The following is a 22,947-nucleotide window of genomic DNA, read 5'->3' on the forward strand; positions in this document are numbered from 1 at the left end:
GGCTACGTTTTGTTACAAAATAGAATAAGTTATTCTTAGTGTTATAAGTATATGAAATACTTAATATAAATTTTAATAGATTAGACTTATGATAGTAGACGTATGTATCAATTTACGATGAAGCGATAAGAAAATAAGGTAAGCCGTTGGATACCAAAGAGAGTAAAAAATTTAAGGCAAAAAAAGGCCGATGACAATGTATCGGCCGTTTGTTGTAATGTGCTTATTCAACGTTAATTAGACATCGTAAGTGGTTGACGCAGTGTCACCGCCGCGGCCTGTCCAGTTAGTGTGGAAAAACTCACCACGTGATTTATCTAAACGCTCATATGTGTGAGCACCAAAGTAATCACGCTGTGCTTGCAATAAGTTTGCAGGCAAACGCGCTGTGCGATAGCCGTCAAAGTAATTGAGCGCAGACGTAATTGCAGGCATTGGAATACCATTTAACAGTGCCGATGCCGACACTCTTCTCCAACCTGCTTGCGCCGCCTCTACTTTATCTTTGAAGTAGTCATCAAGTAATAAGTTAGTAAGCTCAGGGTTTTTATCAAAGGCTTCTTTAATGTTACCTAAGAATGCAGAGCGAATAATACAGCCACCACGCCACATTAACGCAATACCACCGTAATTTAGATTCCAGCCGTGCTCTTTTGCCGCTTCACGCATTAACATGTAACCTTGCGCATAAGACACGATTTTCGATGCAAATACAGCTTGTTTAAGGTCTTCAATAAATGCTGCTTTATCGCCTTCGAACATAGCCGTAGGACCAGAAATGGTTTCTGATGCAAGTACGCGTTCTTCTTTTTGTGCAGACAAGCACCGCGCAAATACAGCCTCACCAATTAGTGTGAGTGGTACGCCAAGTTCAAGCGCAGCTACACCCGTCCATTTCCCTGTGCCTTTTTGACCCGCCGTATCCAAGATTTTTTCGACGAGTGGTTCGCCGTCTTCGTCTTTATACGCCATGATGTCTCGGCTAATTTCGATTAAGTAGCTGTCAAGATCGCCTTTGTTCCATTCGGCAAAGACTTCATGAATTTCATCTGCACTCATACCAAGCAGTTCTTTCATGACTTGGTAGGCTTCACAAATTAACTGCATATCACCATATTCGATGCCGTTATGTACCATTTTTACAAAATGTCCAGCACCGTCTTCACCTACCCAGTCGCAGCAAGGCGCGCCGTCGTCAACTTTTGCTGATATATGTTGGAAAATAGGTTTTACTTCTGGCCACGCTTCAGGTGAACCGCCAGGCATAATAGATGGGCCTGTTAATGCACCTTCTTCACCACCAGAAACACCAGTACCGATGAATTGAATCCCTTTCTCTTTTAAATACTTCACTCGACGATTGGTATCGGGGAAGTGGGTATTCCCACCATCAATGATAATATCGCCTTGATCTAGCAAGGGGATCAGTTGTTCGATAACGGCATCTACCGATGGGCCAGCTTTAACCATTAGCATAACTTTACGCGGACTGGCTAATGAGTCTACGAATTCTTCGATACTTTGGGCGCCACGAATCGATTTACCTTGTGCACGCCCGTTAATAAAGTTATCTACTTTATCTGTAGAACGATTATAAGCGGTGACGGTATATCCATGATTGGCCATGTTTAGGATAAGATTTTCGCCCATTACGGCGAGGCCAATAAGTCCAATGTCTGACTTGTCTTTCATAACGTTATTGCGTGTCCAGTAAGTTAGAAATAGTTTCTAAGCGTATCTTAACGATGTGTAGTGCATCGCCCCATGCAACCAAAATTATGTTTAATAAAACAGCGTGTGTTCTGTCATTATTAATGTCCCGTTTATTTTGGATGCTTATATTAACCCTTAAGCTTCAATTAATGGTTAAGCTAATCGTAAATTGTACACCACGGCGCATATTTTTACACATAAACTAAGACAGAAACCCGTGAAATGTCTTAGTTATGATTGTTCAACGGGCGTGCAGAATACCAATAAACATAGGTGCTTTTCAATTGTGCATGTGCTTATAACATATAAGCAGATGCATAGACGAATATGAGGTTAGTCGCTTTTTTCGTCTTGTAGTCCGATTAAATAATTGGCTACAGCCTCCCATTTAGGGTCTTGAGGATCGGATTGCATTGTCGAGCCTAGTATTTTGCCATCTGGTCCAATGAATAGGGTAGTGGGCGTGCCGTCGATGTTTAATTGGTCTATACCCAGTGATTCTCCGTTAACAAGTGTTTGCAGGCTTAAGCCCCTGCTTTCAAGTTCAGACTGCGGTTTTGCACCAGATTCCTCTTTTAGACTTACGGCTAACACATGTAGGCCTTTTTCAGAATACTTCTTTTGTATTGCATCTAAACCAGGTTGTAGGCGTTTACAATACGGGCACCATGTCGCCCAAAAATGCAATATTAACGGTTTGCCTGTGTAATCACTGGATTTTACTAGCGTACCGTCTTGTTTATACAACACCCAATCTGGCATCTGTGCGGGTTTACTGTTCTCTTGCGCATGGGCGGAATGCACAGCCATAAGTATTAACGCCGTTAAAAGCGGCTTCCATAGCGTAAAAAGTATTCTAGGCATAATTATCTTAGCATTGGTTTGCAAAGTCGTATGGAATAAGACCGCAAGCAAAAGTGAAATATTTCTAATTCCCAACTCATTCTTTTTATTTTCATGCCGATGCAGATAAAACATGTAAATAGATATAACAAGCGAATATACACCTGATTAGTATGCGACAAGATTTCTCAAACGATTTTCAATGGTGCCATTGTGCAACCACTGGCTGTATTGCGTTGTGTGTTATATGTATGTAAGTAATTCATTAATAAAGAGAAATACCTTTGAAGATGTTTTTCGATAAAGTAAAAAGTCTGAGTTTAAAGGCGCAAATTACGTTTTTGAGCGTATGTTTGGTTGCGATTACCGCAGGCGTGCTTATGTCTTCATATTGGCTACAAACGGCCAATTATAGTGCAGCTCATATTGAACGCAGATTAAATACGGCAGAGAACGTAATTAATCAGTATTTGGCGGCTAAAGGTTCCTTGCTTGAAACTGCCGCGAGAGTATTGACGGCCGACTTTGGTTTTAAACAGGCAGTGGCTACTCGAGATAATGCGACTATCGAAAGTGTGTTGTTTAATCATGGGCAGCGTATAAATGCCGATTTGATGGTACTTACTGATATTCATGGCGGAATTATGAGTACCAGTAGTATCATCAATATTCCGAAAGACAAGTTACAAGCTGCCGTAAAAGCCTTATCTTTTTCTTCTCAAAGCACACAAATTTTAGTGATTGAGGACAAAGTGTTTCAGTTAATTGTATTGCCAGTAAAAGCGCCTAGAACCGTCGCATATTCTTTAATTGGATTCAAAATTGACACGCAAGCATTGCAAGAACTCAAACGTTTGAATGAGATCGATATTACACTGCTTTCAGGTGCAAATATCGTTAATACTAGCTTTGAGTCTATCGCGGTCGCATCAGAAATTACGGCCTTATCTCAGCAAACTAAAAGCGATGTTTGGCGGCACAATGATTTTGCTAACCGCGCAATCGATTTTGCTGAGAACCAAGCGGTGGTCGCCATTTTGTCAGCATCTCTTGCGGCAGAAAAAAAGGAATTCCAGCAACTTATTCGCTCAATGTTGTTAGTTGGCGGCGCCATTTTGTTCGTATCCATTTTGCTGTCTAGATTGTTATCGAACACGATAACAACGCCGTTGAGTAACTTGATTGATGTCACTAAACGGATTGGAAAAGGAAACTTTTCTATTCATGAAAAAGTAAAGTCAAGTTCGACAGAGTTTGTTGAATTAAACAATGCGTTTAGCACCATGGGCGATGCCATTCAGCAGCGCGAGCAGGAAATAAAGTTTCAGGCAGAGCATGATGCGCTTACGGGATTGTTTAATCGCAGAATGTTGCTAATAAAAATTGATAACGCAATAAACGAACTACAAAGTTTTATTATCGTGGGTATTAATATTCGCCAATTTGCTCAGGTAAATGACACCATGGGGCCTCAAGCCGGTGACAAATGCTTACGCCTAGTAGCAAAAAGACTCGAGCAATATTTAACGCGGTTTGAAGACTCTAGCCTAGCGTATGCTGGGCGCATTGCGGCGGATGATTTCTTAATTTCAATTCCTTTCAATGTAGAATCTGAAGTGCCATACATTGTTCAAGATCTTAACGGGGCCTTATCTCGTCCTTATGTATTCAATGACTTGACTATTAATTTAAATTTTCGTTTGGGCGTGACCAATACCTTGGCATGTACTTGCAATGCAGAAACACTTCTGCGCCGAGTGGCTATCGCGATGAATTCTGCAAAGACTGAACAAAGCAGAATTCGCTATTATGTCGACGGTGAAGACGAAGAATACTTGGCGCGCCTCCAATTGCTGGATGAACTAAAAGACGCCATTAACGAAGATAATGGCGATCTGTTTTTTAATTATCAGCCAAAGTTGGATTTAAAAGGGCGTAAGGTCAATAAAGCAGAAGCATTAATTCGTTGGATAAACAAAAATGGAGATTTTGTTAATCCAGAAGTGTTTATCGGCTTAGCGGAACAGTCAGGTTTAATTGTGACCTTAACACGCTGGGTAATTGCAAAAATTATCGAGCAATTGGTGGAATGGCATAAGCAAGGGTATAGCTTTAAGGTATCGATTAACCTATCTGCGCAAGATATTCAACATCCCGACTTTGTTGATTTTTTATTGCAAAAGGTGGCTACAAATGATGTATCTGCAGCACAAATTACCTTGGAGCTCACTGAGCGAGATTTAGTTGAAAATGAAGAACTCGTGGTGGAGCGCTTAACTTACTTAAAATCACTCGGATTCGAAGTATCTGTAGATGATTACGGCATCGGGCAATCGTCTTTGTCTAAGTTAAAGCAACTACCAATAGATGAGCTGAAGATTGATAAGAGCTTCATTATGAAACTAGACCAGTGTGAAGCAGATCAAGATATCGTGAGTTCGACTATTGCCCTTGGCCATAAATTGGGTTTAAGTGTTGTCGCAGAAGGGGTAGAAAACAAAGAAAGCCTTATGTTGTTAAATGACTTTGATTGCGACCTTATTCAAGGTTATTTTTTATCTCGCCCGATGAAGCCAGAAGATTTTCTTGAATGGTATGACAATTATGAAATTACTGCGGTACCTTTGGATTAGTATCGCATCCTAACGTGGCGAGATTATTTATCGTAGTAATACTATCGGTTGTCATAATCCCTTGGTAACATCCTAAATACTATGGCTAATGCCTAAATATCAATACGAACAACTAACCATTGGTAAGCATAAATAATAATGATTGATTTAAGTAAGTATAAAGGCATTGTCTTTGATATGGACGGGACCTTGATAGATTCTATGGGGAGTCATTTACAGGCATGGGAACAAACGTGTCAGCAGTTTGGTTTGCCATTCGATCGCAATTACATGTATAGCTTAGGTGGCGTACCTACTATAAATATTGCGAAGCGTTTAAATGAAAAGCATGGCACAGCTCATAACCCATCAGAAATCGCCGCGTTAAAAAAGGCGAATTGGCAAGTGCTAGATCACAACCCCGATACTATTAGTGCGACAGTCGACATTCTCAAAGACAAACATGGCAAGATGCCAATGGGTGTTGGTACAGGTTCCGAACGCGCACACGCGCTTGAGCTTCTTGAGAATACAGGTTTACTTCCATATCTTGACACGGTTGTTTCGGCCTCTGACGTTACTCATGGCAAACCCGATCCCGAAACGTTCTTAACGGTCGCCAAAAATATCGGTGTCGCTCCTCAAGATTGCGTAGTATTCGAAGATACAGACATTGGACGAGAAGCGGCCGCGCGCGCAGGTATGGATTGTATAATGGTGCTCAACGGCGTGTTAGCTAAAGCCGGTTGATAGTCTATAGATTTATTTGGCATTAAGTCGGTCATCAATTGTGTCACTTATTGCTGTGATTTTAGCAATCATTTTTTCAGCACCTTCATCACCTAGGTGCTGATTTAACACTTCGTCAATGTCGGACAACAGTAGCCTAGCATCTGCCATCAGATATTCCCCAGTTTCCGTAAAAACAATCTCTTTTTGTTTTCCAATACCATCTCGTTGTTCAAGGTATTGCAGCTTACAAAGTTCTTTAACTGTTTTGGCAACCATCTGCCTTGTTACTCCCAAGTTTCGGGCGATTTCAGCACCATAGTTTACGCCACACTCCAGAATACTAAGAAACGATAAAAGGGAGGGAGTGAGTGAGGTATATCCTTTTTCCACTAAGCGCTTTGAAATGTATTTTGTAATAATGTTGTTTACTTGAGATGTGGATTGAATAAGTTGCAACGACTGAGATTCAACTAAAGGTGTGCCTCTTTGTGTAAACCTGGTTGACATGGGTAAATACTGCGCTTATAGTTATGTCAACCAAGTATACACAGGGAGTTTAACTATGTTAAGCCTACAAAACGTTATGCGCGCAAACGCGCTTAGTTGCTTAGTGTTTGGACTATTGTTTTCTATTTACCCAAGCAGCGTCGCCGAGTACGTTGGTGGTACATCACCTGCGCCTCAATCGGTGGTTATGGTGCTAGGTGTCACGTTAGTATTCAATGGCTTTCACTTGCTTTGGGCTTCTAACCTTGCTTTACCCAATAAGCTACTAGTCCTGTATTTTTCAATGGGTGATTTTATTTGGGTCATTGCATCGCTAGGGCTAATGATGGCGGGGTTTTGGGTTACGACCATAAATGGTATTGTTGCCGCTAGTGCGGTCGCAGTAATGGTAGGTATTTTTGGTGTATTGCAGCTATATATAAGAAAGGGAGCTTCGCACAGTAAGGCAATACATTCATAGATATTCGGGCGTGAACGGCCGGGTTTAATTTTTATTAGATTTGTGAATATAAACCCGCGTGCCTACTGCGACAGCTAGTATAGCGATACCAATATAGTCAGCGGTAATTACGTTATTGATGTTTGCATTGTACTCACCCGTTAGGTGGGCCAATATTACAAAACCAATCATGCTAATGCCAGCCATTACCATAGCGATAGTTTGGTAAAAAGTATAAAAAGCTGCGTAAATTACAAAACTGCCTATAATGCCAAATAAGAGCGCTCGGTGGCGCATAAGAATAATAAGCTCATTGGTGTTTAACTCTACGCCATAAGCACTTTCTAGATTCTGGGCAGAAAGAATACCGGTAAGTGGCAGAAAATTAATTAGTCCAACAATAATTAAGCAAAAAAAGACGACTCTGGTCATTTTATTTCCTATTAATTGACTAAATATAAGTCTTGCCTATAAACAATGGCAATGTTGTTATCCTCTAAGTCTATCAAGTATGCCTCAAATATGAGTTTCTAGAAACTGTAACAATCAATGCCACTAGCACAATATTCTTATTTCATGCTTATACCTTAATGATAATCTTCCCCCTAGCGTGGCCGGTTTCTAGATGGCGGAAGGCGGCAGCTATTTCGTCTAATGGATATATTGTATCGATAGCAGATCGCATGGCGCCTGATTCGAGCAATTCGCTGAACAGTGCCAGATCACTTGGGGTTTGTTGAGCCATGAACACAGCCGCATGGCGCGTTCCGAACTTAAAGGCTAAAAGTGCTTTTAACATATGCGGCACAGGCCCTAATATCCGACCTTTTGGTGCACCCACTGCAATGTAGCTACCAGAGGGAGTGAGGCAACGTTTGTAGTGGGATATCTGACGATTTCCGATATTATCGAGAATAAGGTCATACTCAATACCGCGTGCGGTAAAGTCGTCCATTATGTAGTCGATGACGTGATCCGCGCCGAGTGCTCGCACCATCTCAACATTTTTTGTACTGCATACGCCGGTCACTTCAGCGCCGAAATACTTAGCCAACTGCACAGCGTACGTGCCGACGCCGCCAGAGGCTCCGTTAATGATTACGCGTTGCCCGGGTGTGAGATGTCCGTGGTCTCGAAGCCCTTGCACAGCGGTGAGCGCAGCGACAGGAACTGCTGCGGCCTCTTCGAACGAAATATTACTTGGTTTACGAACGAGTGTGTCAATATTTGCATTGACGTATTCGGCAAAGGCACCCGCGGCACAGCCGAATACTTCATCACCTAAAGCAAATTTGGTGACGTTCCGACCGACTGATTCGATCACGCCAGCCACGTCAAGACCGAACAAATTAGATTTTGGTGCTTGCCATCCACCACCAATACGCATAAGTAGTGGCGTGCCCGTCATGTTATGCCAATCGTAAGGATTTATTGAGGCTGCTCGAACGGCAACCACCACGTCGTCAGGTCCGCATTTCGGACGCTCAATCTTTTTCAGCGTGAGAACGTCGGCCGATCCGTATCGGTCGATGGTTGAAGCTCGCATGATTGCTTGGTTGTGAGCTAAATCTTGTTCACTAGTAGATGTCTGCACAGTCATTACTCTCTCCGAATTAGATTTATTTTAGCCTTACGTACACTGTACGTTTGTTGACTTAGAGTAACGTACGCGGTACGTTTGTCAACCTTGATTTAACAGTTTTGCGGTAAATGGCTACTCAATCATCAACACTCGTAAAGCCCTTAGGTAAGCAGCGCATACTTGAAGCCGCTATTGCTTACGCAGATGAGCATGGCGTCGAAATGCTCACAATGCGTAAGATTGCTGACAAGCTGGGGTGTGGCGTTATGTCGTTGTACAACCATGTGGCTAACAAAGAAGAGATGCTAGTTGGCATGGTCGATATTGTTGCAGGCGAAATTGAGCTACCACAGGTCAATGACGACTGGAAAGGTTCTTTGCGAGCCAGCGCGGCAAATGCCCATAAGGTTCTATTGAGGCATAAATGGGCGCCTGCACAGTGGTCACTACGAATGCCGGGCCCAGCGCGTATCCGTTACATGGATGCTATTCTGCAGGTTTTGACCGAAGCTGGGTTAGAGCCTAAGCTTGTTTACAGCGGATATCATGCAGTAACAATGCACATCATCGGATTCACATTGCAAGAGATTGGTTACTTACAAGTCCTTGACGCCGATTTCGATGAACTGGCCAACGAATTTCTCAAAGAACTTTCTGGTGACTTTCCTTATATGGCTGAGCACGTGCGGGCTCACTTGAATGAAGATTGTTGCGGTAGCGACGAGTTTGGATTTGTACTCGACCTGATCCTTGAGGGTCTTGAGCGTATAGACCACTAGCTACTAGGCCTGAAAAATAGGTAGCGAAAATTTTGTCATGTAGCAATCTAGCACATCGTAACATGTGGAAAGGAATCAAAGATTTAAAGATATATAATACTTGTTAGGCATTTTTTAAACGAGCCGTTACTTCTATTTCCAATTTCATTTTATCATCATAGAGCTGAGCGATGAACATCGTTGCAGCAGGTTTAGCAGTACCTAAATATTTTTTAAATATAGGCCAACAAGGTTCAAAATCAGATTTTTTTGGAAAAATGTAATTGACTCGAACAATATCATTTACACTGCTACCTGCCTCATGCCGCGCCTTTTCTATATTTTTAAAGCATTGTTCAGCTTGCTCAATAACCTTATCTGAAATTGACATTGTTTCATAATTAAATCCTGTAGTACCTGAAACAAAAACGTAATCACCATCAATAACTGCGCGAGAATAGCCTATTTGTTCCTCAAATTGAGAACCGCTTGAAATAAATTTACGTGACATAACCTTCCTTGTAAGAGAAATACTCAATACTTAAATACAGACATTAACACGACGTGGAAAATAGCTAAAGGTACTCTAAGTTTTGTCTTTAGTTCTTATGAGAACGCAAATAATCCGTGTACAAACCTATCGGGTTATTGTGTAGCTGGCTGTCCAAAACAATAAATAAATTGATAGCAGTCCGCAGTTCTTCCGCAGATGTATTCTTATCTGCGATTTTTGCAGAAACTATTTGATGTAAGCGCCTCCAATCATTTCCAATAAGGCTTGATATTGCGGAAAAACTACCTTTCATGTCGTGCGTGATATGGTATAGATGAAATACCTCATCACTGGACAACTCCCATGAAGGACGTGCAAAAATCGTCTGATCCACAGCATTTAATACTTCACTATCCCAGCTAAATAGCTCTTCTGAAGCATGTGCTTTTGTGAATAGAACAAACATTAAAACTGAAAACAAAGAAAACTTCATACAAATTCTCCTCTAAAAACTAATGTTCAAAATGGTCAGCAACTATGCGTATATAACAATTTCGAAGCGACGCACAAGTCAGAACTGAAAGTGGGTTTGACACTCATGTTAAGCGCAGGCATTGTGGTTGACAATACATATTTTATTTGAATCTAGATCTTTAAAATATGCCCCGTAGTAGCCTTCATGATACTCGGGCCGAAGACCTGGTTTACCTGCACATTGACCACCATTTCTCACGGCTATTTTGTATGTAGAGTCAACCATGGCCGGGTCTTTAGCTAATAAGGCGATCATTTGCCCGTTTCCCGCAGATTGGAGGTCTCCATTCACCGGTACTGTAATAATGAACAACGGCCGAGCATTTTCATTACTTTGCCACCCAGCCCAAGGCCTTTGATAGTCGCAAAATCTTTGCTTAAAACCAAGGTTACTCATTATTTCTGAATAAAACTTCAGGGCGTTTGTGAAATCTTTAACACCTATCGTCACATGAGAAATCATGAAATTTCAATTCTCCCATTTTATTGCCTTTCACGAGCCCAAGATTCATTCCAAGGGGCAGGTGAAAAGATTTGAAAAAAATAGAGTAGCACATGCTTCAATATCGTCTTTTAGAATATTACGAATCACCATAATTTATATTTAGTGAGGCTCCTCGTTGCTCTCACGAATGGCGTTTACATCAATGGGTGAGCAAGCCAAGGAAGAAAATTCAATGATATTTTTTGACAATTACCGGATTGAGATCACTTGAAGACGGCGTGACTGTTTATCAATACAAGCGATAACTGGCACCAGTAAGCTGCTCCGAGATGCGCCATAAGTGCTCCGATTTGTTCATATCTTTAGCATGTTTGGCAATAGTAGCAACGCCTGAAACACCGCTCATTTCCAGAAAACCTTGAGGTCCGTAATATTGGCCTCCTTCGGCGTCTTGGGCTAAAGAAGCCTCTAAAATAGGCAGGGCGCCATTTGATGCTGGGTGCGTAATAAATGGCAATATGGTGCTTTTCATTAGCGTTAACAACCATTTAGGCATATTGCGGCCTAGGTTAGTATGAGCTCCACCAGGGTGTGCACTATTAGATTTAATCTTCTTACCGGCTTTTTTTAACTTTTTGTCTAGCTCCAAAGCGTACATTAGGCAAACTAGCTTGCTTTGTCCGTAAGACGACATTTTGCTATATTTTTTTGTAAAGTTTATATCGCTTAAATTAAGTCTTCCTGTTTTGTGTGCGCTACTACTGATCCAAGTAATACGTGAAGCAGGGTCGTTAGGCACAAGGTCGATTAGTAAGGATGTCAATAGAAAATGTCCAAAGCAGTTGACGGCCATTTGGCTTTCAAAGTTATCTTCAGTTTTCTTATAGGGTGGGTACATAATACCGGCGTTGTTAATCAAAATATCTAAGCGATCGTGTTTATTGCGAAACTCTTTGACGGCATTTCGCACTGATGCCAGCTTGCTCAAATCAAGCAGCAAAATTTCTAGCGTTGCCTTAGGCTCCACTACTAATATTTTTTGCTTCGCTTCTTCGGCCTTGTCTAAGTTACGGCATGCCATCACAACTTTTAAACCTTTTTGACTCATGGCCAATGCCGTTTCGTAACCAAGACCGCTATTTGCCCCGGTAACCATTGCTATGCGACCGAATTGACTAGGTACCTTCTCCATTTTAAACGTCATAGCTTGAACCTTTTATTAAAACTTAAGTTTCTGTTTGTCATCGCTGTTTGAAGACTCTTCTTATTCAAAATCTGCACTTATTTGCCCACTTCAACAACAATACGATCAACTATATATTTCGCTGTTGTGATTTTACTTAAATCCTTGTATAGCTCGCCTGTTTTTCCAGAGTGGTGGCCATGACCAACGAGCTCAAGAACGTAAATTGATCTGTTTGAATCACTATTGATAGTGGTCTCGTATATGAGTGATGGCTGACCGGAAAAACCGTTGCCTGAATAGACTGGGTCATCTGGAAAGCGGTCGCTACTGTAATATTCGTTGAAATCGAAGGACTGATTAATTTCTAGCTTTAACTTTACATTTTGAGGGAGGGCTTGCTTACTATTGCCAAGATAGATGAAACTATTGCTGGCAGTGGCGCCAGTGAGACCGTCAATATCGAGCTTACTTAGTTGTTTGGGGTGTATTCCCAGCTTGTGTAAGAATACAGGCAGAGATTCTGGTCGGGCTCGTGTGGCGGCAGTCTGTGGCTCCCAGCCGTCATTAAAGATCGCATTCCACGGCTGACTGTCCAGAGGATTTTCGCTAAAGCTTTGGTTAGGGTTCTTAAGTTTTACTTTATTTGCAAAATGATTATTGGCGAGCTTAGCGGTGACAAAAAGTGGTTGGATCATTTTGCCATCCAGGGTTTCAAGCCAGAAGGCGTATTGTGGCCAAGCAAAACGAGATCCTGTGCGGAAATCGAGCCTAAAGTGCGTACCATCAGCACTTTGCGTTGTCATATCAATGACCTCGTAGGCGTATGATTGCTTATTGTGTGTATTGCTACTGCGAAGGCTCTGTCCCCAAGCATAAAACTGTTTGAACGGATCAAAATCAATCAGGCTTAAGCTGATTAGTGTCGCGACTCCAAAGAAGGCCACTGCTAATTCAAAATTGAGTCGTTTAGCCGTCCGCAAGCGCAGATGATTAATAAGCGCGAGCAAGTTGTTTTTGACATGCCAAAGAGCAAATGCAATAAAGCTAAAACCTGCTAGTGAGTGTATGGTCGATACCATCCGATGATGGCCTTGACTGAACATCAAAACGGACGTCAGCGCCAGAGTACAGAAAATAAATGCGACGCAAAGTGTTACCAAGCGGCGTAGTAAGTGTGATTTTGGCAATGGCATAGTAGACTCCGTAATATTGCTGTTACCAGTCTCTAATTTGCTGGATTGGAAACCAAACCAAAACTTCTAAAATTTTATCAAATTTATGTTTTATATGATTATTTTAGGCCTATGTCTCTGGCAATCTGGGTTGCCCTGTCGAGAGCTTGCTTAGCTTGTGCATAATTGTTTTGAGTCAAAAAAAGTTGGTGAAGTTGCATTAGCACGCTGTTCTGACCTACAGGGCAGTGAATTGATTCGTGCAGAGCCAGCGCTTTATCTAAGGCTTCTTGTGCTAAGGAGAAGTCGCGATTCTGTGCCAGTATATGACCATTAACTTGCCAGTTGTAAGCTTGGTAGAGCGGATCTTGCCCACTCTGCAATAGCTGCTGAGAGAGCTCTATATTATCTTGCGCTTGAGAAAATTCTCCTTGAGCGGAGTGGGATGTTGCTAACCAGTGCAATAGCCTTGGGTGCAGGGGGGATGAGGGAGTGCTATAAGCTAAAGCTTGTTTTAATTCGTTTTCTGCTGCCTGATACTTGTGTTGGTATATAAGGCACTGTGCTAGTAGGAGCCAAGCGTGTTTATTGTTTTTGTTGAGAGCTAGCGCGCTTTTAAAAAGTGGCACAGCTTGTTGGCACTGATTGTCGTTTTTATAGTCTAGTGCGGTAGCCATAAGGGTGCTACTAAAGTCTTGTCTAGCCTCGTTTTCATCTGGTTGATCATTACCAAGTAGACGTGATAATTCTGTAGCAAGTTGAGTTGATAGAGCACGCAAGTCGTTCCCAAATAAGACGCCCTTTTTCTCATGATCGCGAAAAATGAGTCGGTAACTCAGTTGATAATCGCCCACGGAGCCAGCCAGTTCAGCAACGACGCTTGCATAAGGTTTTAATAGTTGAAGAAATTTATGTATGTCTTTATTTGAGTACTGGCGCTGAAGGTTCAGGTAATCAATATATTGTAAGACAAATTCAGTCGATAGCATTCGTAGCGGCGAAGGAGGTTGAATTTGACTATTAAGTTGATCTAGTAAACCGTAATAGGTCCATAAGTGATCGCTGCCAGCTATGTGATTACGCACGGGCAATACCAATACGGTATTAGTAGTTAATTTATCTTCCAGCTTGGTCATCGGCCAGTAGTGGGTTGCCAAAGCGCTAATGAACGCTAGAGCAATTGCTGCAACAGCTAACCAAGCCTTTTTTAACTTTAGCCGCGCTCGAGGTGATTTATCTATGGGGAGGGTGGCTATTTCTTCCGTCAAACCTATTTGTTTAGCTGCAATGGTTTGTGAGAAGTCAGCTTCTATGAGGCTAGAGACTGCGAGTTGCCAGCGATAACCTTTGCGCGGAAAGGTTTTTATAACCTGCTTGCCTTTAAATATCTCCCTCACTTCGGCGATGGCTTGGAATAGGTTTTTCTCTTGTGCGTGAACGTCATCCCACACTTTGTCGATCAACAATTGTTTACTCAAAAGTGTTTGAGGTTTTCGCATAAACACCAATAACAGAGCAAAGGTTTTGGGGCGTACCGCAAGCACCTTCCCATCAGGTAGGGTTACAGTGAGCTGGTTGGCATCAACAAAGTGGCCACCTGTTTCATAAATCATGTGATTAAGATTTGTATGTAAAAATATAGATTGTGAATGAAGTACAGTGAGGTGCTACCATGTGCATGTGTGTAATTATCCTATTCTTAAAACAGTTGCTTTTGTTCCTAGGGCCTCTTGCTGACGCACTTTAACTATTTTTTTCATGCCCATAACTAAGCACTCGAGTAATGACCCATTTGTTATCTATATTACGCCAAACCGCAACAAACTTTGCCATACATACGCATGTTTAGCAGTTCTTTGTTACAGAAGGGAAGTTTTATGTGCTTGTTAAATGCATTGCTTTCCTTTCATAGCTAATCACTATAACCTGTGGGTCTTCGTTTTGTCATTTATCCTTGATAGTTGGCTGAGCGCCCAATCACTGAGGCAGCCAAATGACAAATCTTCGCCTATGCTACCAAACCATAGAGTTTGGAAAAATAGATATTCACCTTTGTACGCTTCGCAGTAAGCAAGAATTCCACGACCCTAAAGGCATTGCTGAAGCACTGGGAATTTGTTCAGCTGCATGGCCTATTTTTGGAATTGTTTGGCCATCGGGTTTGGTTCTGGCACATCATATTTCTAACTACGACATCGGCTCTAAACGTGTTTTAGAGATTGGGTGTGGCACTGCCCTTAGTAGTTTACTGCTGAATAAACAGCGCGTGGATATTACAGCAACGGATTACCATCCAGAAGTCGAGGCCTTTCTAACTAGAAACTCTGAGCTTAATGGAGACGCGCTTATTCCTTTCGAGAGAACAGGTTGGGGGGATAGCAGCGATAATTTAGGTCGCTTTGATTTAATTATTGGTAGTGATCTATTGTATGAGGATGAGCATATCGGATTGCTTTCAAATTTCATTCGAGAGCACTCAAATCCAGAGTGCGAAGTGATAATTGTAGACCCAGGTCGAGGACGAAAAAATAAGCTTGCGAAAAAACTGCTTGAGTTTGGCTATATTTCTACGTTCTCTAAACCTGAGAATACAGACTATTTGGATAGTGATTTTAAAGGTTATATTCTAGAGTTTGCGCGCACAGAATAGGTATTTGACTCAACGTTAGAGCTAGTTTTTCTCCCAATGCTCTGATTCTTTCATCTTAGCTCTAGCCTCTTCAGCTGCATAAAATTTAACGCTACCACAATCGCCACATACTACCGGCACAAATTTGGCACTAGAAAAAGCACTCGGCGCTAATTTGGGAAGTGGGTCAGGACCGTGACCTCTCATTTAACCTTTAAAAGAAACGGCAACTGTATTTATGCCAAAATCGCGCGTGCGGCGCACCCGTTGCTGCACTTTGCGACCACCGCAAGGTTTAATTTGGTTGTTGTGACAATATATGTAGGTACTCAAAACCATGATAAAACTGTCCCTGATGTTCGAAGCTATTGGGTATACATAGATCTAAATGAAACCCATTTTTAAGCAACACTTTTTTCGATGCTGGATTGTTATCAATAACAAATGCCGAAAGATGCTTGAGGTTAAGATTTTCGCTGATGCACACAAGGTGATTCACACATAACGAACCAATCCCACGATTAGATGCCCCAATTCCAACTCGATAACCGATTTCTGCACTTCCGTTTAGCTGAATATTTTTAATATTGGCACGAGCAATAACGCAACCTTCTTGCATCAAAACAAACGACATAGCTTCTGATTTTTGTTGAAGATCTTGCAATTCTTGAATGTGATTCGAAACACCGGTAAGAGAGTAAAATGTCTCTTCTCTCGAGGCGATAAACGATTCGAAGTACTCTCGGTTTTCTAATTCGAACGCAAGTAATTTGTCGGTATGCGTTTCATTCAAAGATTCGAAAAGCATGTTTTTACCTTGGTACAAGCTATAGCTCCCTTTCATGGTTAAAGAGATGTTCTATGTGCTTGTTACCGATCAACCTCGACGAGTTCTGCATTTGGGAGAGTTTCCTGTATATTTTTAATTACGAGTTCCAAATGTTTTTTGCGGATCCATACGTCGGTAGCATTGCCACTTTTTGTGAAAAGAGAAATACAAGTGCCAGCTACTTGTATCGTCTTAATGCTGATGATTTCAATTTTTAACGGTCTGAGAAACCTGAAACTCATATGCTTGGTTGGGTACACGACAATAAAATGATCCTCGGCCTCAAATACATTTTTGTCTTTATGTTTGAAATGCGTATATCCGCGCAATGCGACATAAATAAACAAAATGACTGTAAATATTAAATATGAATCCATAATTTTACTTGATTGTTATACCTCAATGCGGTCCCCATGACTTATCGGAACTGACGTTACGATAAATTCTAATGCATTGAAGCCATTATTTTTAATTTGATGAGGCATGCCTTTGGGAACATGCAACCCCTGTTGACTAGTCAAGTTATGAATAATGCCATTTAGCTCAAGTTCCGCCTCGCCACTCAATACGAAAAAGAATTGATTTGAAAATTCGTGATAATGCCTGGATTCAAAAGTACCTGGCGGCATCCGTTCTTGTATTACGCTCATTTCTCTCGATTTCACGAGATGCCAACCGTCACAATTATTTCCCCATTTATAATGTTCTGCATTGTCCTTCTGAATCAAATATTGCCTCCTTGCGATCCGCGCAGCCGATTGCGACTTGGACGTTTGTTAGTTTTCGCTTGTAGTTTGTAAGTGCCTACTTACTCATTGAAATGAAACTTCCACAGTATAGTCGTTCGTGTATGTTGAGCCGGGAACTAAGGTTTGAATAACTTCCATCTCGCCAAATACCGAAATACCAAAGTTGTTTGCGTTAGCGCCAACATATACTACTACTGGGGTGTTGTCTGCAAGGGGGATTTGGAGTGCGCCCAGTTGGATGTTGCTTTGTGTGGTGAGTGTTACAAACTCAGAAGAGCCACCCGTAACGCTAACACTTACAATTGAGTTATTTGTAATGCCGCTAAAATTGATTTGTCCTGGAGATGCACTTGCCCCACCAGAATCGCAATTACCGCTTACTGTACCATCAGCACCTAACGAGCAAGCTGCCCCTACAAATGTGGCAATTCTGCCAAAGTTAACTGCCTGAGTTTCGTTGAACTCTGTGTCTGGGTGAGCGGTGACTGTCGCTTGAAATGTTTGGTCTGATGCATGTGACACTCTCGCCAGAATCAGCACGAAAAAGATTGACGTAAGACGAGTCTTAAATGTAGACATCAAGCGTCCTTATCTCCTATTAAACGGTTGAACAATCAAATCGGAAACGCATATATTAACAACGTATCCCATACATCCCTGATTACAACATATTGTCTGCGCTATGTCATCAAAACTATACTAAAGGTTAGTATGAATTAGAACAATTGCGTATACCCAGTAAGTGCAATAAATCCGCCTTACTTTGCTCTGGTGTCTTAGCCGCAGTGTCTAATACTATATCTGATGAAGACCATGGCTCATACTCCCTCGTAATTACGCTGTCCCAAGGCGGTAGCGTCAACTTAGGAATATCAGACCGACGTTTCTCCACTCGACGGCGATGTTCGCTTTTGTCTGAGCATATTATTTCGATTTCTTTGTATTGCACTTTTGCGTCTTTTGCCAACGTGCGCCACGCCAATCTAGATTCTTCAACAGGGTTCGTCGAGTCTGCAATGACGGGCAAGCCATTCTTCAAATTGTCTAAGGCCACTGAAAACGCCACTTGATATCCCTCGTCGTAAAGGTTATCAATGCCTTTATTTTTCAGTACTTGCTCTATGGTATCAATACGAATGTATACACCGGCGATCGTTTGCGCAAGGTAGCGGGACAATTCTGTTTTATCGGTGCCGGGTAAACCCCCAAATATATAAAGCATACTATTTTAAGTGATCTTCCAAGTTGAAGCCCTCTTTTGTTCACATTGCTTGATATTCAACACATTGGCAATGTTTTTGCTATATCCCTTATAAATTATTTAATTTCTTGCGTATGTCCGTTGTAAAACAACGGTAATTTGACGCAAGGGTATGTATGCAATAGAGGTGTTGGTCGCAATGTTGATCAGTTGGAAAGACTACTTAACGCGCAAATTCATGAAGCCACCTGTGGGTACGGTGGTTGGTTTAGCATTTACTGCTGAACAGGTTTTGTGCTCTGTCCTGCGTCAAAAAGATGGAAACGTCTTTTGGGAAGTCGACGCCAGTTTTTCTCATCATTCTTGGACGAAATCGTTAGCTGATTTTGTTAAACAACATAAGCTCCAAGGCGCGCCTTGCTATTTTGCACTTACTGCACATTGGTACAAAATGCACAATATCGATCGGCCAGATGTTGCCGATGCGGAAGTCTTCAATGCCATAAAGTGGCCCCTTCAAGAATTAACCAGCCAATCTGCTGACTTGATTTATGACTATGCCGATTTACCTGCAAATGTAGGTGGGCAGAAAAAGTTACTCGTTGTTGCACTCGCTAGGCAAGAGGTGGAGAAGTTAAGTCGAGCAATATTTGATGCCGAATTAGAGTTGGCCTCTGTCTCTATTGAAGAGTTTGCCACCGTTGAATTAACACCATTGCGTCAAGACGCCATTATTACACTTGTGCAAGAACATGGAGAAGAAGTCGTACTAAATATTGTTAAAAATCGAACCTTGTATTTTAGTCGTCGTTTAAAAGGTTTTGAGAACATTGGTACTTTCTCCGAAGTGGAATTAGACATGGGCATCATTGACTCTTTGTGTGTGCAAATTCAGCGTTCAATGGACTATTTTGAAAGCCAATTGCGTCAGGCACCTGTCAAAGAGTTACTACTAAAATTAGATACTCAGTTTACGGACTTTGTGTCGCAAAAAATCTCAACTGCAATGGGCATACCTTGTCGCAGTTTTACGCCAAATATTGAATGTGGTGATAAGTTAAATTTCAAGATGGCAAGCTTTAGTTGTCTAGGTGCTAGTTATTCGCATTTTGTAAAACAACAGAGCGAAACTGCTGATATAGCGCCAAAAAGGCATGCGGAGGAGCAACGTGAAGTATCGCATTAACCTCTATCACGAAGCATTTAAGCCCAAGTTTGATGTATTTGCATTTGGACATTTGGTGTTGCTATCGAGTGTTGCGTTTGGGCTTGCGATACTAATTTATGGCTGGACGGCATATGCGATTTCAAAAAGCCAAACGGATTTACTAGCAGTTAATAAGGCCACAGATGCGGCAGAAGCGCAAATAGTTGAGTTTACGCAAGCGATTCAATTGAAAGCTGGAGATCCCCGACTTGCAGCAAAATTGACAAGGGTTACTGATACCGTAAATGCACAAAATGAATTGCTGGTGAGCTTACAACAGTTATCCACCCAGCATAATAATCGGTTTTCTTCAGTCTTAGATGCTTTTTCTGTGGCGGCAACAGATGAACTTTGGTTAACGTCATTTTCTCTTTCGGGTAAAGATGTATTAATCCACGGCCAACTATCAGCGCCCAGTGCATTGCCGCTATGGGTAGGAAAGTTAGCTGAAACTGGGACGTTTAGAGGTCAAAATTTCCAAGATGCAGTGCTTGAGCGTAGCGACGACGTGCTCTCTTTTTCGCTGACTAATATCGTGTCAAACGCGGAATTTACCCAAGGAGCAAATAGGCGAGTTAGTGAAAATAATATAGCGATGAGGCAGGCGAATGATACAGAGTGATGACAACGTATCATGGATGCAACGAATTCGTGTTGCATACACTGGTTTAGCAAACAGAGAAAAACGCTTAGTATTCATTGCGATACCGTCATTGATTCTATTTTTGGCGCTTATGTGGTTTGTTGAACCACAGTTTAAAACCTTGGCGAAGGTTGAACGTCAAATAGTCTATAAGGAAGAACAGCTTTCTCGAATTAATGCAACGCAAGCAGAGCTGGTCGCAGAGTTAAAAATTGATCCAGATGAAAAAACTAAAAAACGTATTGCTAGTCTACAAGGACGGTTGACTGCACTAGAAGAAAAATTCAAGCTTGAGCTTGGACAGTTGATTTCTCCTCAAGCAATGCCACTGCTTTTGCAGCAACTATTTCACAATGCCACATCATTGACCTTGTTAAAAATGGAGTCAATTCCACCCACTCAGTTGTTTGCAGAGCTAACGTCAAATCAAACACTTTTTGAGCATGGTATTCGCTTGTCATTCGAGGGTGAGTACTTTGCGACTAGAGATTTTCTCAAAAATGCCGAAAACCTAGGGTGGAAGCTCTATTGGCGGAAGTTGGACTATCGTGTTGATGAGCATCCAATAGCGGCCACGGAAGTGGAGTTATTTACCTTGAGTACTGAAGAGGCGTTCATCGGTGTTAATTAGTAAAAAACGTGCGTCATTGACATGCCTTTTGTTGCTTCTAGCGGCGAGTGTTTGCGCAAAACAAGAAAAAGATCCGACAAAACCGCCAGCTGCAGCTTTAGCGCAACTTATTGGTACAAATACGCTTAACAAAGACATTGTGTTGAGTGCAATTTTTACTCGGGGACAACAACGATATGCCGTTATTAATAAACGCATTATGCGTATCGGTGATGATATTTTAGGTAAACAGATAGTGAGCATTGACGCACAGAGCATAAAGCTGCGAAATATGACTGGTAGCGATACCGAAAATGACGACATGGTTTTTACCCTTCATGAACAAACTAAAACCTCAGGGAACATGGGTAAGCAGGGGATTAAATGAAAGTGAATACGCGTCATCATTTCGTTATCTCCGCTATTCTAACGGGAATTCTAGCGGGGTGTAACGCTACCGAACAAAGCCACGTTGAAAAAGCGCTTGCGCATGACTTGAGTCACATTGAACAACGAGAAGAAAAGGATACTAGGTTAAAAGCGTTGCCACGTTCAGTTGCTAGCACCTTGTTGTCTGAAAACGTAACAAATAGAACGGCACTTATTGAAGAAGAAAAATATGATATCGACGCAAACGAGGTCGATGCGGCAAGTTTCTTTTCTGGCTTAGTTCAGAACACGCCGTTTTCTGTGGCTCTTCATCCGCAGGTGACTGGCACAATTACGTTGTCTTTAAAGCAAATCGGCCTTGACGATATTTTTTCAATTTTGACTGATCTCTATGGCTACCACATTGAAAAAGTGGGCAGTGTTTATCGAGTGTTTCCCGCGGGTTTAAGGACCGAGACATTTTCTGTCAATTACCTAATGATGCAGCGTGACGGGCAAACGCAAACCAGTATCGTATCGGGTGGAATCACGCAATTTAGCGGTAACAACAATAACCGTGGCCAGAATGGCAATTTTTCGCAGCGTAACAATAATCGCAACAATTTTAATCAAAACAATGGCAATAACAATTCGGGTACCTTAAATGGCGCAAGCAACGGCACGTCAATTAGCACGCGCAGTGAGTCCAATTTTTGGCAGAACCTACAAACATCACTGACGACAATGTTAGGTGAGGGAGACGGTAAGTCTGTATTCGTATCGCCTCAAGCCGGTTTAGTTACGGTGCGCGCTTTCCCCGAAGAAATTAATACTATTAAACGTTTCTTAGATATTTCTGAACAAAACCTGACCCGACAAGTGATAATTGAAGCGCGTATTTTAGAAGTAGTATTGAACGACGAATATCAGCAAGGTATTAACTGGCAACAGATTGTGGGCAACATTGGTGCCACTGATATCACCTTTTCGTCCGCGGCGGCGGTACTTGGTAACAGCTTAAGCGCGTCTTTAGGTGGTGTGACTAGCCTAAATTTTGCGAATCAAGACTTTATCGGGGTATTAGATTTACTTGAAACACAAGGTAATGTGCAGGTTCTTTCTAGTCCTCGCGTGACTGCAGTTAACAACCAAAAAGCCGTAATCAAAGTGGGAGATGACGAATATTTTGTCACGGAAGTATCGAGCCAAAATACCATTACACCTACTGCCACATCTATTATTCCTAACATTGAGTTAACGCCATTTTTCTCTGGTATTGCGCTTGATGTTACGCCTCAAATAGATGACAAGGGCAGCATACTATTGCATATCCACCCGTCAGTAATAGAAACCGAAGAACAAGAAAAAGTGGTTACTTTAAATAAAGAGCAGATTGTGTTGCCGTTGGCCCAAAGTACCATTCGAGAGTCTGACACCATAATACGTGCGGATTCGGGTGAAATAGTGGTAATTGGCGGTCTAATGCAGTCTATCGTGAGTCTGGAAGAATCAAAAACACCGGTATTGGGCGATATTCCAGTGCTGGGCAATTTGTTTAAAAACAAACGTGAAAAAGAAATTAAAAAAGAGTTGGTCATATTGCTAAAACCCACTGTGGTTGAGAGTGGTACCTGGCAGCGTGAATTAGAAAAAAGTCGTACGCAAATGGCCGACTGGCTCTATGTGGAGTAATG

General features: G+C 41.8%; 27 protein-coding genes. 10 read left to right on the top strand and 17 right to left on the bottom strand.

Annotated features, from left to right (window positions below; translation table 11 throughout):
* Window positions 1-237 precede the first annotated feature (237 nt).
* Window positions 238-1,692 carry a decarboxylating NADP(+)-dependent phosphogluconate dehydrogenase gene (gene gnd, locus QQK00_RS15735; RefSeq protein ID WP_284218596.1) on the bottom strand — a complete coding sequence of 485 codons (1,455 nt, stop codon included), beginning with the start codon at window positions 1,690-1,692 and terminating at the stop codon, window positions 238-240.
* A gap of 354 nt (window positions 1,693-2,046) precedes the next feature.
* Window positions 2,047-2,577, bottom strand: coding sequence for a TlpA family protein disulfide reductase (locus tag QQK00_RS15740; RefSeq protein WP_284218597.1), 531 nt, complete (start codon window positions 2,575-2,577; stop codon window positions 2,047-2,049).
* A 269-nt stretch (window positions 2,578-2,846) separates the two neighbouring features.
* Between QQK00_RS15740 and QQK00_RS15745 the strand changes: the two genes are divergently transcribed.
* Together QQK00_RS15745 and QQK00_RS15750 are read left to right on the top strand one after the other, a co-directional pair.
* A complete protein-coding gene (locus QQK00_RS15745; protein WP_284218870.1) occupies window positions 2,847-5,189 on the top strand; it encodes a bifunctional diguanylate cyclase/phosphodiesterase in 2,343 nt (780 codons plus the stop codon).
* Between the two features lie 138 nt (window positions 5,190-5,327).
* Complete coding sequence (locus QQK00_RS15750) at window positions 5,328-5,918, top strand: beta-phosphoglucomutase family hydrolase (RefSeq protein ID WP_284218599.1); 591 nt, start codon at window positions 5,328-5,330, stop codon at window positions 5,916-5,918.
* A 12-nt stretch (window positions 5,919-5,930) separates the two neighbouring features.
* Here the strand turns inward: QQK00_RS15750 and QQK00_RS15755 are convergent, their stop codons facing one another.
* Window positions 5,931-6,407, bottom strand: coding sequence for a MarR family transcriptional regulator (locus QQK00_RS15755; protein WP_284218601.1), 477 nt, complete (start codon window positions 6,405-6,407; stop codon window positions 5,931-5,933).
* A gap of 55 nt (window positions 6,408-6,462) precedes the next feature.
* Between QQK00_RS15755 and QQK00_RS15760 the strand changes: the two genes are divergently transcribed.
* Window positions 6,463-6,867, top strand: a complete 405-nt coding sequence (locus QQK00_RS15760) for a hypothetical protein (RefSeq protein WP_284218603.1) — start codon at window positions 6,463-6,465, stop codon at window positions 6,865-6,867.
* Between the two features lie 24 nt (window positions 6,868-6,891).
* On the opposite strand, the gene QQK00_RS15765 is transcribed toward QQK00_RS15760, so the two are convergent.
* Both QQK00_RS15765 and QQK00_RS15770 read right to left on the bottom strand, forming a co-directional pair.
* A complete protein-coding gene (locus tag QQK00_RS15765; protein WP_284218605.1) occupies window positions 6,892-7,278 on the bottom strand; it encodes a hypothetical protein in 387 nt (128 codons plus the stop codon).
* A 148-nt stretch (window positions 7,279-7,426) separates the two neighbouring features.
* Complete coding sequence (locus QQK00_RS15770) at window positions 7,427-8,305, bottom strand: NAD(P)-dependent alcohol dehydrogenase (protein ID WP_284218606.1); 879 nt, start codon at window positions 8,303-8,305, stop codon at window positions 7,427-7,429.
* Between the two features lie 251 nt (window positions 8,306-8,556).
* Here QQK00_RS15770 and QQK00_RS15775 point away from each other — a divergent pair, with 251 nt between their 5' ends.
* Complete coding sequence (locus tag QQK00_RS15775; RefSeq protein WP_284218607.1) at window positions 8,557-9,207, top strand: TetR/AcrR family transcriptional regulator; 651 nt, start codon at window positions 8,557-8,559, stop codon at window positions 9,205-9,207.
* Between the two features lie 103 nt (window positions 9,208-9,310).
* On the opposite strand, the gene QQK00_RS15780 is transcribed toward QQK00_RS15775, so the two are convergent.
* The 6 genes from QQK00_RS15780 to QQK00_RS15805 form a co-directional block, all read right to left on the bottom strand.
* Window positions 9,311-9,697: a RidA family protein gene (locus tag QQK00_RS15780; RefSeq protein ID WP_284218608.1), complete on the bottom strand. Its 387-nt coding sequence runs from the start codon at window positions 9,695-9,697 to the stop codon at window positions 9,311-9,313.
* 88 nt (window positions 9,698-9,785) lie between these two features.
* Window positions 9,786-10,172, bottom strand: coding sequence for a hypothetical protein (locus QQK00_RS15785; protein ID WP_284218609.1), 387 nt, complete (start codon window positions 10,170-10,172; stop codon window positions 9,786-9,788).
* Between the two features lie 108 nt (window positions 10,173-10,280).
* Window positions 10,281-10,676: a VOC family protein gene (locus QQK00_RS15790; RefSeq protein WP_284218610.1), complete on the bottom strand. Its 396-nt coding sequence runs from the start codon at window positions 10,674-10,676 to the stop codon at window positions 10,281-10,283.
* A gap of 271 nt (window positions 10,677-10,947) precedes the next feature.
* Window positions 10,948-11,862: an oxidoreductase gene (locus QQK00_RS15795; protein WP_284218612.1), complete on the bottom strand. Its 915-nt coding sequence runs from the start codon at window positions 11,860-11,862 to the stop codon at window positions 10,948-10,950.
* A gap of 77 nt (window positions 11,863-11,939) precedes the next feature.
* Window positions 11,940-13,037 (bottom strand): hypothetical protein, encoded by a 1,098-nt coding sequence (locus tag QQK00_RS15800; protein ID WP_284218614.1) that lies wholly within the window; start codon window positions 13,035-13,037, stop codon window positions 11,940-11,942.
* Window positions 13,038-13,135: 98 nt separating this feature from the next.
* Window positions 13,136-14,629, bottom strand: coding sequence for a tetratricopeptide repeat protein (locus QQK00_RS15805; protein WP_284218616.1), 1,494 nt, complete (start codon window positions 14,627-14,629; stop codon window positions 13,136-13,138).
* A 380-nt stretch (window positions 14,630-15,009) separates the two neighbouring features.
* On the opposite strand from QQK00_RS15805, the gene QQK00_RS15810 reads away from it, so the two are divergent.
* Entirely contained in the window at window positions 15,010-15,666 is a 657-nt protein-coding gene (locus QQK00_RS15810; protein WP_284218618.1) for a class I SAM-dependent methyltransferase, read from the top strand.
* Between the two features lie 21 nt (window positions 15,667-15,687).
* On the opposite strand, the gene QQK00_RS15815 is transcribed toward QQK00_RS15810, so the two are convergent.
* The 6 genes from QQK00_RS15815 to QQK00_RS15840 form a co-directional block, all read right to left on the bottom strand.
* Window positions 15,688-15,852 carry a hypothetical protein gene (locus QQK00_RS15815; RefSeq protein WP_284218620.1) on the bottom strand — a complete coding sequence of 55 codons (165 nt, stop codon included), beginning with the start codon at window positions 15,850-15,852 and terminating at the stop codon, window positions 15,688-15,690.
* Window positions 15,853-15,940: 88 nt separating this feature from the next.
* Entirely contained in the window at window positions 15,941-16,453 is a 513-nt protein-coding gene (locus QQK00_RS15820) for a GNAT family N-acetyltransferase (protein WP_284218622.1), read from the bottom strand.
* A gap of 62 nt (window positions 16,454-16,515) precedes the next feature.
* Window positions 16,516-16,851: a hypothetical protein gene (locus tag QQK00_RS15825; RefSeq protein WP_284218624.1), complete on the bottom strand. Its 336-nt coding sequence runs from the start codon at window positions 16,849-16,851 to the stop codon at window positions 16,516-16,518.
* A 15-nt stretch (window positions 16,852-16,866) separates the two neighbouring features.
* Complete coding sequence (locus QQK00_RS15830; RefSeq protein ID WP_284218626.1) at window positions 16,867-17,202, bottom strand: cupin domain-containing protein; 336 nt, start codon at window positions 17,200-17,202, stop codon at window positions 16,867-16,869.
* Between the two features lie 84 nt (window positions 17,203-17,286).
* Window positions 17,287-17,802, bottom strand: a complete 516-nt coding sequence (locus QQK00_RS15835) for a hypothetical protein (RefSeq protein ID WP_284218628.1) — start codon at window positions 17,800-17,802, stop codon at window positions 17,287-17,289.
* Window positions 17,803-17,929: 127 nt separating this feature from the next.
* Entirely contained in the window at window positions 17,930-18,445 is a 516-nt protein-coding gene (locus QQK00_RS15840) for a P-loop nucleotide/nucleoside kinase family protein (protein WP_284218630.1), read from the bottom strand.
* Window positions 18,446-18,596: 151 nt separating this feature from the next.
* Here QQK00_RS15840 and QQK00_RS15845 point away from each other — a divergent pair, with 151 nt between their 5' ends.
* The 5 genes from QQK00_RS15845 to mshL are packed head-to-tail and all read left to right on the top strand — an operon-like array spanning window position 18,597 to window position 22,945.
* On the top strand, window positions 18,597-19,610 hold the full coding sequence (locus QQK00_RS15845; protein ID WP_284218632.1) for a biogenesis protein MshI: 1,014 nt from the start codon (window positions 18,597-18,599) through the stop codon (window positions 19,608-19,610).
* Complete coding sequence (locus tag QQK00_RS15850; RefSeq protein ID WP_284218635.1) at window positions 19,594-20,253, top strand: hypothetical protein; 660 nt, start codon at window positions 19,594-19,596, stop codon at window positions 20,251-20,253. The genes QQK00_RS15845 and QQK00_RS15850 overlap by 17 nt, the downstream gene beginning before the upstream one ends.
* Complete coding sequence (locus tag QQK00_RS15855) at window positions 20,240-20,905, top strand: type II secretion system protein M (protein ID WP_284218636.1); 666 nt, start codon at window positions 20,240-20,242, stop codon at window positions 20,903-20,905. Before QQK00_RS15850 ends, QQK00_RS15855 begins: the two co-directional genes overlap by 14 nt.
* Window positions 20,895-21,272 (top strand): hypothetical protein, encoded by a 378-nt coding sequence (locus QQK00_RS15860; RefSeq protein ID WP_284218638.1) that lies wholly within the window; start codon window positions 20,895-20,897, stop codon window positions 21,270-21,272. Before QQK00_RS15855 ends, QQK00_RS15860 begins: the two co-directional genes overlap by 11 nt.
* Entirely contained in the window at window positions 21,269-22,945 is a 1,677-nt protein-coding gene (gene mshL, locus QQK00_RS15865) for a pilus (MSHA type) biogenesis protein MshL (protein ID WP_284218640.1), read from the top strand. Before QQK00_RS15860 ends, mshL begins: the two co-directional genes overlap by 4 nt.
* Window positions 22,946-22,947 lie beyond the last annotated feature (2 nt).

The sequence above is a fragment of the Agaribacter marinus genome (genome assembly GCF_030160655.1).
In the GTDB taxonomy this organism is placed as follows: Bacteria; Pseudomonadota; Gammaproteobacteria; order Enterobacterales; family Alteromonadaceae; genus Glaciecola; species Glaciecola marina.

Bases quoted from the DNA above. Each gene is read 5' to 3' on its own strand.
- gnd (WP_284218596.1), bottom strand. From the start codon at position 1,692: ATGAAAGACAAGTCAGACATTGGACTTATTGGCCTCGCCGTAATGGGC.
- QQK00_RS15740 (WP_284218597.1), bottom strand. From the start codon at position 2,577: ATGCCTAGAATACTTTTTACGCTATGGAAGCCGCTTTTAACGGCGTTA.
- QQK00_RS15745 (WP_284218870.1), top strand. From the start codon at position 2,847: ATGTTTTTCGATAAAGTAAAAAGTCTGAGTTTAAAGGCGCAAATTACG.
- QQK00_RS15750 (WP_284218599.1), top strand. From the start codon at position 5,328: ATGATTGATTTAAGTAAGTATAAAGGCATTGTCTTTGATATGGACGGG.
- QQK00_RS15755 (WP_284218601.1), bottom strand. From the start codon at position 6,407: ATGTCAACCAGGTTTACACAAAGAGGCACACCTTTAGTTGAATCTCAG.
- QQK00_RS15760 (WP_284218603.1), top strand. From the start codon at position 6,463: ATGTTAAGCCTACAAAACGTTATGCGCGCAAACGCGCTTAGTTGCTTA.
- QQK00_RS15765 (WP_284218605.1), bottom strand. From the start codon at position 7,278: ATGACCAGAGTCGTCTTTTTTTGCTTAATTATTGTTGGACTAATTAAT.
- QQK00_RS15775 (WP_284218607.1), top strand. From the start codon at position 8,557: ATGGCTACTCAATCATCAACACTCGTAAAGCCCTTAGGTAAGCAGCGC.
- QQK00_RS15780 (WP_284218608.1), bottom strand. From the start codon at position 9,697: ATGTCACGTAAATTTATTTCAAGCGGTTCTCAATTTGAGGAACAAATA.
- QQK00_RS15785 (WP_284218609.1), bottom strand. From the start codon at position 10,172: ATGAAGTTTTCTTTGTTTTCAGTTTTAATGTTTGTTCTATTCACAAAA.
- QQK00_RS15790 (WP_284218610.1), bottom strand. From the start codon at position 10,676: ATGATTTCTCATGTGACGATAGGTGTTAAAGATTTCACAAACGCCCTG.
- QQK00_RS15795 (WP_284218612.1), bottom strand. From the start codon at position 11,862: ATGACGTTTAAAATGGAGAAGGTACCTAGTCAATTCGGTCGCATAGCA.
- QQK00_RS15800 (WP_284218614.1), bottom strand. From the start codon at position 13,037: ATGCCATTGCCAAAATCACACTTACTACGCCGCTTGGTAACACTTTGC.
- QQK00_RS15805 (WP_284218616.1), bottom strand. From the start codon at position 14,629: ATGATTTATGAAACAGGTGGCCACTTTGTTGATGCCAACCAGCTCACT.
- QQK00_RS15810 (WP_284218618.1), top strand. From the start codon at position 15,010: ATGACAAATCTTCGCCTATGCTACCAAACCATAGAGTTTGGAAAAATA.
- QQK00_RS15815 (WP_284218620.1), bottom strand. From the start codon at position 15,852: ATGAGAGGTCACGGTCCTGACCCACTTCCCAAATTAGCGCCGAGTGCT.
- QQK00_RS15820 (WP_284218622.1), bottom strand. From the start codon at position 16,453: ATGCTTTTCGAATCTTTGAATGAAACGCATACCGACAAATTACTTGCG.
- QQK00_RS15825 (WP_284218624.1), bottom strand. From the start codon at position 16,851: ATGGATTCATATTTAATATTTACAGTCATTTTGTTTATTTATGTCGCA.
- QQK00_RS15835 (WP_284218628.1), bottom strand. From the start codon at position 17,802: ATGTCTACATTTAAGACTCGTCTTACGTCAATCTTTTTCGTGCTGATT.
- QQK00_RS15840 (WP_284218630.1), bottom strand. From the start codon at position 18,445: ATGCTTTATATATTTGGGGGTTTACCCGGCACCGATAAAACAGAATTG.
- QQK00_RS15845 (WP_284218632.1), top strand. From the start codon at position 18,597: ATGTATGCAATAGAGGTGTTGGTCGCAATGTTGATCAGTTGGAAAGAC.
- QQK00_RS15855 (WP_284218636.1), top strand. From the start codon at position 20,240: ATGATACAGAGTGATGACAACGTATCATGGATGCAACGAATTCGTGTT.
- mshL (WP_284218640.1), top strand. From the start codon at position 21,269: ATGAAAGTGAATACGCGTCATCATTTCGTTATCTCCGCTATTCTAACG.